10 protein-coding genes and 1 pseudogene are annotated in these 12,920 nt (G+C 71.4%); 6 read left to right on the top strand and 5 right to left on the bottom strand.

The genetic code is table 11. From position 1 onward, the window contains the following. The first annotated feature begins 86 nt into the window (after positions 1-86). Both SNOUR_RS19425 and SNOUR_RS19420 read left to right on the top strand, forming a co-directional pair. The gene (locus SNOUR_RS19425; RefSeq protein WP_067348846.1) at positions 87-1,973 is read left to right on the top strand and encodes a SpoIIE family protein phosphatase; all 1,887 of its coding nucleotides are present in this window, start codon (positions 87-89) and stop codon (positions 1,971-1,973) included. A 201-nt stretch (positions 1,974-2,174) separates the two neighbouring features. Further along, a pseudogene (locus SNOUR_RS19420) lies at positions 2,175-2,390 on the top strand (fatty acid--CoA ligase); the annotation flags it as partial. Between the two features lie 300 nt (positions 2,391-2,690). Here the strand turns inward: SNOUR_RS19420 and SNOUR_RS19415 are convergent. Both SNOUR_RS19415 and SNOUR_RS19410 read right to left on the bottom strand, forming a co-directional pair. Beyond that, positions 2,691-2,891, bottom strand: a complete 201-nt coding sequence (locus SNOUR_RS19415; RefSeq protein WP_067348842.1) for a DUF397 domain-containing protein — start codon at positions 2,889-2,891, stop codon at positions 2,691-2,693. After that, entirely contained in the window at positions 2,888-3,715 is an 828-nt protein-coding gene (locus tag SNOUR_RS19410) for a helix-turn-helix domain-containing protein (RefSeq protein ID WP_067358521.1), read from the bottom strand. The genes SNOUR_RS19415 and SNOUR_RS19410 overlap by 4 nt, the downstream gene beginning before the upstream one ends. Positions 3,716-4,287: 572 nt before the next feature. Here SNOUR_RS19410 and SNOUR_RS19405 point away from each other — a divergent pair. The 3 genes from SNOUR_RS19405 (at position 4,288) to SNOUR_RS19395 (ending at position 6,472) form a co-directional block, all read left to right on the top strand. Continuing rightward, positions 4,288-4,509, top strand: a complete 222-nt coding sequence (locus SNOUR_RS19405) for a hypothetical protein (protein ID WP_067348841.1) — start codon at positions 4,288-4,290, stop codon at positions 4,507-4,509. Positions 4,510-4,745: 236 nt separating this feature from the next. Next, positions 4,746-5,051 (top strand): hypothetical protein, encoded by a 306-nt coding sequence (locus SNOUR_RS46230; protein WP_159425878.1) that lies wholly within the window; start codon positions 4,746-4,748, stop codon positions 5,049-5,051. Positions 5,052-6,019: 968 nt separating this feature from the next. After that, a complete protein-coding gene (locus SNOUR_RS19395; RefSeq protein WP_159425877.1) occupies positions 6,020-6,472 on the top strand; it encodes a hypothetical protein in 453 nt (150 codons plus the stop codon). Positions 6,473-6,617: 145 nt separating this feature from the next. On the opposite strand, the gene SNOUR_RS19390 is transcribed toward SNOUR_RS19395, so the two are convergent. Then, entirely contained in the window at positions 6,618-6,875 is a 258-nt protein-coding gene (locus tag SNOUR_RS19390; protein WP_067348833.1) for a hypothetical protein, read from the bottom strand. Continuing rightward, positions 6,872-7,081, bottom strand: a complete 210-nt coding sequence (locus tag SNOUR_RS19385; protein WP_067348831.1) for a hypothetical protein — start codon at positions 7,079-7,081, stop codon at positions 6,872-6,874. Before SNOUR_RS19385 ends, SNOUR_RS19390 begins: the two co-directional genes overlap by 4 nt. A 166-nt stretch (positions 7,082-7,247) precedes the next feature. On the opposite strand from SNOUR_RS19385, the gene SNOUR_RS19380 reads away from it, so the two are divergent. Next, positions 7,248-8,900: a long-chain fatty acid--CoA ligase gene (locus tag SNOUR_RS19380; RefSeq protein ID WP_067348829.1), complete on the top strand. Its 1,653-nt coding sequence runs from the start codon at positions 7,248-7,250 to the stop codon at positions 8,898-8,900. 33 nt (positions 8,901-8,933) lie between these two features. Here SNOUR_RS19380 and SNOUR_RS19375 read toward each other — a convergent pair whose 3' ends face one another. Next, positions 8,934-12,839: a PAS domain-containing protein gene (locus tag SNOUR_RS19375; RefSeq protein ID WP_067348826.1), complete on the bottom strand. Its 3,906-nt coding sequence runs from the start codon at positions 12,837-12,839 to the stop codon at positions 8,934-8,936. Positions 12,840-12,920: the final 81 nt, after the last annotated feature.

The raw sequence follows: 12,920 nt of genomic DNA, 5'->3' as shown, positions 1-12,920 counted from the left end.
GTCCGGAACTGATCGTATTGGTCAGATATGTCATAGTATAAAGCGCCCGTAATGAGACGCTTTGCCCAGGTTCTTCAGGGGGCGCAGTGACCACGCTGTCCCCGCGGACGACGACGCCGCACGAGACCGAAACGGTCTCCCGCACCGGATTGCCGGCGAACCAGCTGGCCGCCTCCGGCGCCCGTCGCTTCGTGCGCACGCTGCTGACCGAGCGGGCCGCCGCCCCCGACGCCGCCCCCGGCGCCGCGGCGATCAGCCAGGAACTCATCGACCAGGCCGTCCTCCTCGTCAGCGAACTGGTCACCAACGCCGTGATGTACGCGGGCACCGACATCGACGTGACCTGCCGGCTGGAGTACGGGCGCAAGCCGGCCGGCGCCGCCCGCGGCGAGGCCCGCGGGGGCGGCTCCGCGCCGCCGGGCCCGGCCACCGTCGCCGTCGTCCTGGAGGTCTCCGACCGGCACCCCTCGCGGGTGGTGCGCGGCGGGGTGGACGCCCGCAGCGGCGAGCCCGGCTACGGCCTCCAACTGGTCAGCGCGCTTGCCGAGTCCTGGGGTGTGACGTACCGCAAGGCGACCAAGACGGTCTGGTTCCGCCTGGAGGCCACCGAGGGCGAGACGGCCGCGCCGCGCGGGCCCGCCCGGCACCCGCACGGGGCCGCGACCCCGGTCCGGGTGCCGGGCGGGCACGACGGCCCGCCGCACGGCGACGCCGCCGAGTGGGCCGACCGCGGCGGCCCGTCGTTCCTCGCCGAGACCAGCGAGCTGCTGGCCGGCCAGCTGGACCAGGACATGGTCACCGCGCTCGCCGCCCAGCTGCTGGTGCCCCGCCTCGCCGACTGGTGCGCGATCTGGCTGAGCGTCGAGGGCGGCGGGATGGAGCTCTCCCGGGTCTGGCACGTCGACGAGCGGCGGATCGGGCCGCTCCGCACCGACCTGGTGCGCGATCCGCCCACCGACATCGTCCGCCCCGGCGGCACCGCCTGGCCCTGGCCGGAATGCGCCGGCGCGTCCTCGGCGGGCGGGTCGTCACTGGCTTTCCCCCTGGTGGCGCGCGGTGAACTCCAGGGAGTCCTGCTGCTGGGCCGGGCGGGCCGGCTGAAGATGACCGACACCGTCGTCCGCATGGTGGAGGACGTCGCCCGGCGGGTCGCCCAGGCCGTGCACACCGCCCGCCAGTACACCCGCCAGACCACCATCAGCCTGGCGCTCCAGCGCCGTCAGCTGCCCGCTTCGCTGGCCAGCATCCCCGGCGTGGACACCGCGATCGTCTACGAACCGCACGGCGAGGGGCAGACCGTCGGCGGCGACTTCTACGACATCTTCCCGATGGGCGAGTGCCGCTGGTGCTTCCTGCTGGGGGACGTCCAGGGCAAGGACCCCGAGGCGATGTCGGTGACCGGACTGGCCCGCCACCTGGTGCGCCTGCTGGCCCGTGAGGGCCACGGCGTCGAATCGGTCCTCGGGCGGTTGAACCTGGCCATGGCCGAGGAGAGCGCGGAGGCGGTGGAGCTCGGCGGTGAACAGGCCAGCTCCCGCTTTCTGAGCCTGCTGTACGGGGAGCTGGCCGTCGATCCGGGCGTCCCCGGGACCCGTTGCACCGTCGCCAGCGCCGGGCACCCGCCGCCGCTCCACATGTTCACCGACGGCGCGGTGGAGCCGGCCGCCGACCCGCAGATGCTGCTGGGCATCGACGAGGGCACCGAGTACCACGCCAGCACCTTCACCCTCGCCCCCGGCGAGACGCTGCTGTGCGTCACCGACGGGGTCACCGAACGCCGCTGCGGCAACTGGCAGTTGGACGACAACGACGGGCTGATCGAGGTCCTGCGGGACGGCCTCGGGCTGGGCGCCAAGGCGCTCGCGGAACACATCCGGCGGGCCGCGCACGACTTCGGCACCGGTCCGGTCGAGGACGACCTCTCGGTCCTCGTCCTCCAGACGGTGGCCCCGAAGCCGGCGCCGGTGGTGTAGCCGCCGCGCCCGCACGGGTGACGCGGGGGGCGCGGGGGCGCGGGGGGTGCGGGGGGTGCGCGGCGCCGCGCGCTGGGCGTGTTCCCGGCCGTTTCCGCCGCTGAGAGGAAAAGAACACGCCATGGAGGCGTGACATACCGCCTGGTACGCATCGGCAATCGCAGCACCACTACCCGCCCGTAACAAAGCGGAGGCAACCCGGTGCTCAGCACGATGCAGGACGTACCGCTCACGGTCTCGCGAATCCTCACCCATGGATCCACGGTCCATGGAAAGTCGCAGGTCATCACCTGGACCGGCGAGGCCGAGCCGCACCGCCGCACCTTCGCCGAGATCGGCCGCCGGGCCGCCCAGCTCGCGCACGCGCTCCGCGACACCCTCGGGGTGGCCGCCGAGGAGCGGGTCGGAACCCTCATGTGCAGCAGTGGGGGTAAAACACTCGGCCTGTGACCTGGGAAAACGCGACAAGGCGCCCCCGACGGAGTTCCCTCCGTCGGGGGCATTGACTCACGTCAGTGCATCTAAAGGGGCACCACCGCCGGGCGTGATCTGCGCCCAGAAATACGGCGCCCCCGCCGGGAGAGATCCCGACGGGGGCGCCGCTGCCGTACGTGGCGGTCAGCGGCGAGCCCCCCCGCCAGCCTTGATGCGGTCATGCGAAAGCCCCGCCGCTCCGACGACATGGAGTGGCGGGGCTCGGCCGACTGATTGGAACCATCAGTCTTGGGACTTGGCGAAGGCAACCAACCCGGCGAAGGCATCGGCGGTCAGAGTCAGGTGCGGGCCGTCCGGGTTCTTGCTGTCCCGGACCCACACTTCACCCGTGGCCGCCGCGTGCTTTGGGGCCCATTCGATGCAGGATCCACCGTTGCTACCGCTGTAGGAGGACTTGATCCAGTTGAGGGGTTCGGTCGTCACGGGGTGCCCTTTCGTGCCTGCTCAATCATGGCAACGGAATCCGCTTGAGAGAGCGCTTCGGTCTGTAGCTGATGGTAGGCCCTCACCAGGGGCAACACAGTGGCGAGTTCGCGGTCTAGGTGTCCTTGAGTTTGCGACTCGACGTAGGAAACCGCAGACCGGTCCGCCAGCGTGAGCAGGTGCACCAGCCGGCGGAACGGCTGTCGCTCCCCCATGGTGAACGGGGCTACCTGTAGCGACGTGTTTGGCTGCTCGGCGAACTCGATCAGATGGGCCAACTGGCTCCCCATGACTGCGGGGCCTCCGACCGGCCTTCGGATGCAGCTCTCATCCAGGACCACAATCACCAACGGGGCCTGGGGGCGGACAAGCGCTGATTGCCGCTTTATCAAGAAGTCCACCCGTTCGGCAGCCTGCTCAGCAGTGAGGTCCCCTCTCTGTACGTTGACCGCCTCCAGAGCTTCCGCGTACTCCCGAGTCTGAAGCGGGCCGGGGATCACACCCATTTCAAAGAGCCGGATCTCTGCGGCCTGGCCCTCGTGCCTGACGTACTCCGGGAACCCTTCCAACAGGCTGCCGTGCCTGATCTCGCGCCACTCACGCTCGAACAGGTCACCGGTCCCAAGGGCCTTGTCGGCTCCAATCGCGAACTGTTGAGTTGGTGGCCTCCGACCAGTTTCTACGGCCGAAACATGCGCCCCCGTGCACCCGATACGCTCCCCCAACTCATCCTGCGTCCAGCCGTGTTCGTCCCGTAACCTGCGCAAACGATCCCCGAAACGGGCACCGGGTGACGCTTCGGGGTCCAGCTCCTTGCGGTTCACCGTGATCGACCTCAACTCAGCAATCAGGTTTCCCTAGTTGATGGGTGTGCCGACTGTAGTCCACTCTGAACCTCCCCGGTAGCGCCCCCGCTACGGAGAGGAGCCGATCCATGCTCGGAGGCTCTCCCCTGGTCCCCAGGGAAGGCGACGACAGGCACGTCTGGTTCAACAAGTGGGCCATCTTGCCCCCTGGCGTCCCACGTGGACCCTATAGGCCCCCAACATGCTCCATCCCGCGGGTTGTTGAGGCGGATCTTCGCAAGTTGGTGGACCATGTCTGAAACCTCCGAGTGCAGCGAAGCACCGATCCGGTCGGCGCTTAACTTCCCCCCTTGCCGCTGCGGCGGCGCGTCGTGTCCTGACTCGGCGCCGGCCGACGAGAAGCAGCACCAGGACCACGACTCGCCCACGCTGCGCTCGCTACGGGCCCGTGTGCGTGAGGGAAATGCCCGAAGGAGGTACGGACGGTGAGAGTCTTGACCGGCCACGGCACGCACCGAGCCCCCCGTATGACCTGCACCCAAGGATCCGTAGATGCGTCACTGACGCGACTACGCGAGGCACTTGCGGCCGTGCGGTTGCACCTGCCCGAACTGACCGTGACCGCCGACCATGACCGCGTTGTATTGGGGACGGTTGACCCCGATACCACTCAACGCATCGCCAAAGCGCTGGAAAAGAGTCAAAAGCGTTGGCGCTGGTGGTTCTCCATCGACGGGTGGGTTGTCGGCGCGGGGTTTGCGTTCATCGTGTCTGGCGTCATTCTGTTCGTAATCGGGTCCATTGGGTGGTAGCTGCCCCGGCCCTCATCTCGTGTGCCGGGGGTGCGGGGGCGCAACGTGGACGAGGGAATTCGTCCTACTGCTCACGCCTCAGCACACCGGGATAAATGGTGTGGGGCATCACGGGTGCTGGTCATGCAGCCGCAGAGGGTTTTTCTGCCAGGCATCCCCGTCGTGTAAAGGGGGCCATGACTGGGACACCCCCCTTATCCCTAGTAAACATCTTCCCCCGGTCTGAGAGGCTCGCGGTGTATCAGGAGATTGAGCCGGTAGATGCGTCGTTCTTTCGCGATGAAAAACGCGAAGAGGCAGTAGCCGCAGGACTGGATCTGGTCAACGCGTTTCGCCGCCTGGGTGTGGATCTTTCGGATATCCAGATCCGAAACGAGTGCATCACATGCGATGAGTCGTATTCGATGGACCTCGGACGCGTCAGGGTCGAAGAAGCCCGGGAAATGGTGCAGACCATTAACCATAAAATCGACGTCTTGTTGGCAATCCAGCGACATTGGACGGCCAGAAACGCGCAGGCCGCCGAGATAGACGACCAGTAGGGCGCCTCATGAGTAATCCGGCCATCACCACCTCGGTCTACGTCACTCCTGCCGGCAAGAGTTACCACACCGTCAACGATTGCGCTGAAATGGGTAAACACACCACGCAGCGCGTAGAAGTCTGGTCGCTGAAAAAGGCGCTGGCCTACCACAGACGGCCGTGCCGCTTGTGTCCCACAGTAGACCCCCGGTAGCACTACCGGGTGCGCTCCTCACGGTGGGCCCTAAAACCCCCTCGGCCCCGGTCCTGCGCATCAGTGGACACAGGGGGGAGCGCAAAACGCCGCCTCGGGGCTGGGTGCTCCCGAGGCGGCGCTAAACTCCCGCCCCGCGATTCCAGACATGTTCGGTTTCCCGGGGCGGGGTACCAACTAGGAAAGGATGGCTGCGTCCGCAGCCATCAATGAATGTCCGCGTGCCATCAAGAATTGCCCTCACTGCAACTTGTGCACAAGAGACCAGCCGAAGCGCCCATACAAAGACTCGAAGGTGAATGAGGCCGGCCATAGTGGGGTAACGCGCGCAGGTTGATGCGTCGTAGATGGCGAATAACACCCTTTAGGCTCCGTCCCCTGTTAACGACAATCGACATTCCCCCGAGTCGCGAGTCTCGGCGGGGGGCGGGTAAGACCCCGGTTGGCTATTTCCACGGACAGCGACAGTCGGCCGGGTCAGCAAGTGCACGACAGTTCGAGGAAACCGCCTCGTACTGGTCATCTTTGAGGAGGCACAGCACGTGACGCTCAAGGAAGCACTACAGCGGACGGTCATCGTCAGGGGCGACGAGGAGAACTCGCAGGGTGAAGCTGGCGATGGCTCAGACGGTCAGGAGGGGAACCCTAGCCAGGGGTGCGGCGACAACTAGGCGCCGTAGCACGGTGATCGACTAGTACGAGCGGCCCCGCGCTGGAAGACTGGCGCGGGGCCGTTCGCGTTCGGAACTATGAGGGAGAACCGTGGCAAGAAGGATGATGTCGGGCACCGGTCGTGTGACGATCTTCCCCCTGCTTCATTTCTGGCCGGACGTGGTCGGGGCTGTCGCATACACGACCACCGGCCAGTTCGGCATTGATGCCGTGGTGGGGTACCTCGCTGTCCCGGAGGTGCCGGACGTGCACCTCATGGACGTGGCGGCGCGCCACAGCCCACACCCAACTGAGTGGGTGCTGTGCACCGGATGGAGTAGCCGCGTGGTCCTGAAACCGGGATCGGTGGAACTCCGGGACGCGGAATGGGAACTGGAGGTGGACGGGAGTAGCCAGCCCGCCAAAATGATCTATGGCCATGAGGGACTGCACGTTGGCCGGCTGACAATCAAGGATCCCGAGAAGTCGGACAGCGCAGCAGCAGGGCAGGACTACACATTGGCGCTGGCCCGGCAGGTCCTCAGCCATCGAGGCATTGCACCAGCCGACGCCTAGCACGTAGGGCTAGCCGCCAGTGGCGACCGGCAACAACCGTCGCGGTGCTACCAGGCGGCAGGCGCCACGGTTAGAGCTGGATACGGCAAAAGCGGCCCGCCCTGATGCATCGGGGCGGGCCGCTAATTGCTGAGGAGACGCGAGTTCACCGGGTGGCGGTGGCTTGCCAGACGGTCATGAACAAGCCGACGACGCCGACCAGCGCGGCGATGCTGGGTAGGGGCCAGCGGCGGCGTTCGACGGCGTCGAGGCGGGTGTCGAGGTCGGCGAGGCGCCGGTCGGTCTGGTCGGAGCGTTGGACGACGAGGGCGAGGGCACCGTCGACGCGGGCGAACCCTGCCTCGACGGCTCCCCGAAGTCGTTCGAGTTCGAGGGCGACGTCGCCGGGGTCATGGTCGGTCACGCGCCGCCCCCGGTGCCGTCGGTGCGGCCGGGCGGTGCGCTGCGGAGCCAGCCGGGGAGTAGGGCCTGCACGCCTGGCAGTGCCATCACGCGGGCCAGGCCGCCGGCGACGGCGAGGGAGCCGGCGACCCACGGCAGGGATGCGGGGATGCCGGAGGCGTCGACGATGGCCGGGAGCAGGACGGCGAGGGCGACGGTGGTCTGCACGACGGTGGTGACGCGCGGGAGTGCGCGGCGCCGCGCGCTGGGCGTGTTCCCGGCCGTTTCCGCCGCTGAGAGGAAAAGAACACGCCATGGAGGCGTGACATACCGCCTGGTACGCATCGACAATCGCAGCACCACTACCCGCCCGTAACAAAGCGGAGGCAACCCGGTGCTCAGCACGATGCAGGACGTACCGCTCACGGTCTCGCGAATCCTCACCCATGGATCCACGGTCCATGGAAAGTCGCAGGTCATCACCTGGACCGGCGAGGCCGAGCCGCACCGCCGCACCTTCGCCGAGATCGGCCGCCGGGCCGCCCAGCTCGCGCACGCGCTCCGCGACACCCTCGGGGTGGCCGCCGAGGAGCGGGTCGGAACCCTCATGTGGAACAACAGCGAACACATGGAGGCGTACCTGGGCATCCCGTCCATGGGGGCGGTGCTGCACACCCTCAACCTGCGCCTCCCGGCCGAACAGCTCGCCTGGATCGTCAACCACGCCGAGGACCGGGTGGTGCTCGTCAACGGCACCCTGATCCCGCTGCTGGCGCCCCTGCTGCCGCAACTGCCCACGGTGGCGCACGTGGTCGTCGTCGGCCCCGGCGACCGCACCCCGCTGGCCGACGCCCACGCCCAGGTCCACGACTACGAGGAACTGCTCGCCGGGCGCGCGGAACGCTACGACTGGCCGGAGATCGACGAGCGGGAGGCCGCAGCGCTCTGCTACACCTCCGGCACGACCGGCGAGCCCAAGGGCGTGCTCTACAGCCACCGTTCGCTCTACCTCCACTCGCTCCAGGTCAACACCGCGGAGGCGTTCGCCCTCGGCTCCCGCGACATCGCGCTGCCGGTGGTGCCGATGTTCCACGTCAACGCCTGGGGACTGCCGCACGCGGCGTTCATGGCCGGCGCGTCGCTGCTGATGCCGGACCGCTTCCTGCAGCCGGCGCCGCTCGCCGAGATGATCGAGACGATCCGGCCGACCATAGGAGCCGCGGTACCGACCATCTGGCAGGGCCTGCTGGCCGAACTCGACGCCCACAAGCGGGACGTGGCCTGCCTGCACACCGTCGTCATCGGCGGCTCGGCCTGCCCGCCGGCCCTGATGCGGGGCTTCCAGGAGCGGCACGGGATCCGCGTGGTGCACGCCTGGGGGATGACCGAGACCTCGCCGCTGGGCTGCGTCTCCCACCCGCCGGCCGGGGTGGACGACGAGGAGGAGTGGGCCTACCGCGCCACCCAGGGCCGCTTCCCGGCCTCCGTCGAGGCCCGGCTGATCGGCCCGGACGGTGAGGAACTGCCCTGGGACGGCACCGCGGCGGGCGAGCTGGAGGTGCGCGGCCCGTGGATCGCGGGCGCCTACTACGGCGGCGCTCAGGGCGCGGTGCTGCGCCCGGAGGACAAGTTCAGCCCCGACGGCTGGCTGCGCACCGGCGACGTGGGCACGATCACGCCGGACGGCTATCTGACCCTGACCGACCGGGCCAAGGACGTCATCAAGTCGGGCGGCGAGTGGATCTCGTCGGTCGAGCTGGAGAACCACCTGATGGCCCACCCGGGCGTCGCCGAGGCCGCGGTGGTGGCCGTGCCGGACGAGAAGTGGGGCGAACGGCCGCTGGCCACCGTGGTGTTGACCGACGGATCGGCGATCACCTACGAGGAGCTGCGGGCGTTCCTCGGCGAGCGGATCGCGCGCTGGCAGCTGCCGGAGCGGTGGGCGGTGATCCCGTCGGTGCCGAAGACGAGTGTCGGCAAGTTCGACAAGAAGGTGCTGCGGCGCCAGTACGCGGACGGCGAGCTGGACGTGACGCTGCTGAGCTGACCCCGAGGGGTGGGCCCGCCCTCGGGCCCACCCTCAGTTCGTCCCGATCTTCGCCAGCAGGTCCACGATCCGGCCCTGCACCTCGGCGCTGGTGGAGCGCTCCGCCAGGAAGAGCACGCTCTCCCCGGAGGCGAGCCCCGGCAGCTGGGTCGGATCCAGGTCGGCGGCGGTGTAGACGACCAGCGGGGTGCGGTCCAGCAGCCCGTTGGCGCGCAGCCAGTCCACGATGCCGGCCCGGCGGCGCCGCACCTGCATCAGGTCCATCACGACGAGGTTGGGCCGCAGCTGCGTCGCGAGGGCGACCGCGTCGGTGTCCGCCCCGGCCCGGCCCACCTGCATGCCGCGCCGCTCCAGCGAAGCGGTCAGCGCGCCCGCGACGGCGTCGTTCTGCTCGATGAGCAGCACCCGCGGCGGCTGGTCCTCGCCGTCCCGCGGCGCGAGCGCCTTGAGCAGCACGGCCGGATCGGCGCCGTACGCGGCCTCCCGTGTCGCCTGCCCCAGCCCGGCGGTGACCAGCACGGGCACCTCGGCGGCGCCGGCGGCCTGGCGCAGCGACTGGAGCGCGGTGCGGGTGATCGGGCCGGTCAGCGGGTCCACGAAGAGCGCCGCCGGATACGCGGCGATCTGCGCGTCCACCTCCTCGCGGGAGTTGACGATCACCGGGCGGTAGCCGCGGTCGCTGAGCGCCTGCTGGGTGGCGACGTCGGGCGCCGGCCAGACCAGCAGCCGGCGCGGGTTGTCCAGCGGCTCCGGCGGCAACTCGTCGTCCATCGGCGGCCGCTGACGCTCCATCACCTCGATCGCGCCGTTCGGCCCGTCCAGCGGCTCGGGCCCCTCGCTGCCCTCGTCGGGCGCGGAGACGGCGAACGTCCGGCCCTCGCCGGCGTCCATGAGGTGCGGCTGCGGGCCCGGCTGTTTGGTCCGGGCGGGCGGCTGCGGCCCGGCGGCCTGCGGCGGCAGGGCACCGGACGCCGCGGCCTCGGCGGCGGTGCCGCGCTCGCCCTCCGGCGGGGGCGCGGCGAGCTTGCGGCGGCGGCCCGAGCCCGTGGCGGTGCCGCCCGGCGGCGTGGCGGTGCCGCCCTGGGCGGGGATGCCCGGCTGCGGCGCCGGACGCTTCGGGTCGGCCAACTGCTGGGCGAACGGCACCCCCTGGCCGAGCGTGCGCACGCTGAACGCCCGCCCGGCGGTGTGCCCGTCGTCCTCGGCGGGCGGCAGCGGCTGCCGGGTCTGCGGGGGCACGGCGACGCCCTGCGGCGGCACCGGCCCGCCCTGCGCGGGGCCGGCGGCCGGGCCGGCCGCGGTCTCCTCGGTGGCGCTGGGCCGGCCCCGGCGGCGGCCGGTGGGCGTGGCCGGGGCGGCGGCGCCGGCGATCCCGGGCGCGCTGCCGGTGGCCGTGCCGGTCGCCGCGGCCGGCACGTCCTGATCCGTCGGCCCGGCCGGCTGGGCGACCAGGCCCTCGGGGCCCGCGACGAACGTGCCGGACGCCTCGGCATCGGCCATCGCCGCGGCCGCGCGCTCCTCGGCGGCGGCCCGCCGGGCGCGCCGCCGACCGGTCGGCTCGCCGCCCCAAGTGCCTTGCGCCTCGGGGGAGTCGGGCGTCTCGGCCGGCTGTCCGGCCGGGGGCTCGGGGGTCGGCTCGGGGCCGGTGGCCACCGGACGGCGCGCCCGGCGCCGCCCCGTACCGGCCGCGTCCTGCGATCCGCCCTCCGGCGCGACGGGCATCCCGCCGGCGATCGCGGGCAGCGCCGGCTGCGCGGTCGGCGGCTGCGGCGCCCGGTCCGCCGCGGCGGGCGGCAGCGCGAACGCCGAGCGCGGAGCGGCCGGCGGCTGGGCGGCGGCACCGGCCCCGTCCGGCTCGGCGGCCCGCTCGGGCGCCTCGGCCAGCGCCCGCCGGGCCCGCCGGCCACCGGCCGGCACCGGACCTTGCGCACGCGCCGCGAGCTGCTGTCCCTGCGGCGGCCCCGCCTGCTGTCCCTGGGGCTGGCCCTGGGCCTGGCCCTGTGGCGGCACCGGCCCGAGCGCCGGGCTCACCGCGGGCGTCAGACCGTGCGCCGGAGTGCCGGCCGGAGCCCCGTCACCGGCTCCGGACGGCAGCGCGGGCAGCGCCGAGCCCTCCGGCGCCGGCCGCGCCCGGCGACGGCCGCTCGGCGGCGCCGCCTCGGCGTCCGCCGGCAGCCCCGCGCCCTGGGTGCCGTCCGCCGCGACGGCCGGCGCCGCGCCCGAGTGCCGGGCCCGCCGTCGGCCGGTCGGCTGCGCGCCGGCCGTACCGCTCTTCGCCTCCGCACCCGAGGCGGTCTCCGCCGCGCCGGGCCGCCCGCCGCCGTCCGTCCCCGGACCGCCCGCGGCGGCGCCGTCCCCGTCGGACTTCGCCTCGCCGTCCGGGGTCTTGTCCTCCTCGGCCGCCGGCTCCTCGGGCGCCGGCTCCGGTTCGTCGATTAGCACCGGGAGTTCCAGCACGTACGCGCTGCCGGTCGCGCCGGAACCGCCCGGCACCGCATGCGTCTGGATCAACCCGTCGTGCATCCGCACGATCCCGCGGACGATCGGCCCGTGCACCGGATCGCCGCCGCCGAACGGCCCGCGCACCTCGATGCGCACCACCTCGCCGCGCTTGGCCGCGGCCACCACGATCGTCGAGTCGCCGGGCACCGGACGCCCGCCCGGCCCGGCGGTGCCGTCACCGGCGACCTGCCGGCCGGTGGAGTCCACCCCGGCGACGTCCGCGATCAGGTGCGACAGCGCCTGCGCCAGCCGCTCCGCGTCGACCAGGGCCGCTATCGGCGGCGCGTGCACCGCGAACTGCGCCCGGCCCGGCCCGATCAGCTCGACCGCGCCCTCCACACCGGCCGCCACCACCTTGTCCAGCGACACCTTGGTGCGGTTGAGCTTCTCCTTGCCGGAGTCCAGCCGCTGGTAGCTGAGCACGTTGTCGACCAGCGTCGTCATCCGGGCGTGGCCGGCCGCGAGGTGGTGCAGGATCTGGTTCGCCTCGGGCCACAACTGGCCCGCCGGGTCGGAGGCCAGGGCGCCCAGTTCGCCGCTCAGCTCCGTGAGCGGCCCGCGCAGCGACTGCCCCAGGACGGCCAGCAGCTGGGTGTGCCGGGCCTCCAGCGCGTCGTACGGCCGCCGGTCGGTGAACGTCATCACCGCGCCCACCAACTGGTCGCCGTCCCGCACCGGCGCCGTGGTCAGATCGACGGCGACCGAGCGGCCGTCCTTGGACCACAGCACCTGCCCGCGCACCCGGTGCTTGCGGCCGGACTTGAGGGTGTCGGCGAGCGGGGTGTCCTCCCAGGGCAGCGCCGAGCCGTCCGGCCGCGAGTGGTGGATCAGCGGGTGCAGCTCCTTGCCGCCCAACTCGCTCGCCCGGTACCCGAGGATCTGCGCCGCGGACGGGTTGACGAGGACCACCCGGCCCTCGGAGTCGACGCCGACCACGCCCTCCGCCGCGGCCCGCAGGATCATCTCCGTCTGCCGCTGCTGGCGCGCCAGCTCGGTCTCGGTGTCCACCGTCCCGGTCAGATCGCGCACCACGAGCATCAGCAGCTCGTCGCCGGTGTAGCCGCGGTGGTCGGCGTAGGCGGCCTCGAAGGCGGACTCGTACGGGGTGCGGCCGTCCTCCAGATTGGCGCTGGTCACCTCGACCAGCAGCTCGTTGCCGTCGGTGCGCCGCGCGATCATCCGCGTCGGCTTCGTCCGGCCCTCGACCTCCTCGTCGCGGCGCCGCATGGAACCGGGGATCCGCTTGGAGTCGAAGGTCGGCAACAGGTCGAGCAGACCCCGGCCGACCAGGGCCGTGCCCGGGGCCTGGAACATCTCCAGGGCGATGGCGTTGGCGTTGACGACGGTGCCGTTGCAGTTGACGAGCAACAACGCGTCGGGGAGGGCGTCCAGTATGGCTGCGAGGCGAGCAGCGCCTCGGGATGGCCTGCTGCTCACGAGACGCTTCCTCCCTGTTACCGCACCTTGCCGACCCACCATGGCGGACCGCTGGGATGGAGTCTACGGGCACATGCCGGG

Source organism: Streptomyces noursei ATCC 11455 (assembly GCF_001704275.1).
In the GTDB taxonomy this organism is placed as follows: Bacteria; Actinomycetota; Actinomycetes; order Streptomycetales; family Streptomycetaceae; genus Streptomyces; species Streptomyces noursei.
The sequence above is the reverse complement of the archived record's forward strand: the minus strand, read 5'-3'. Positions and strand labels throughout refer to the sequence as shown.

What these genes read in the sequence shown, in the direction of transcription:
- SNOUR_RS19395 (WP_159425877.1), top strand. Translation starts at nt 6,020, where the DNA reads ATGATGTCGGGCACCGGTCGTGTGACGATCTTCCCCCTGCTTCATTTC.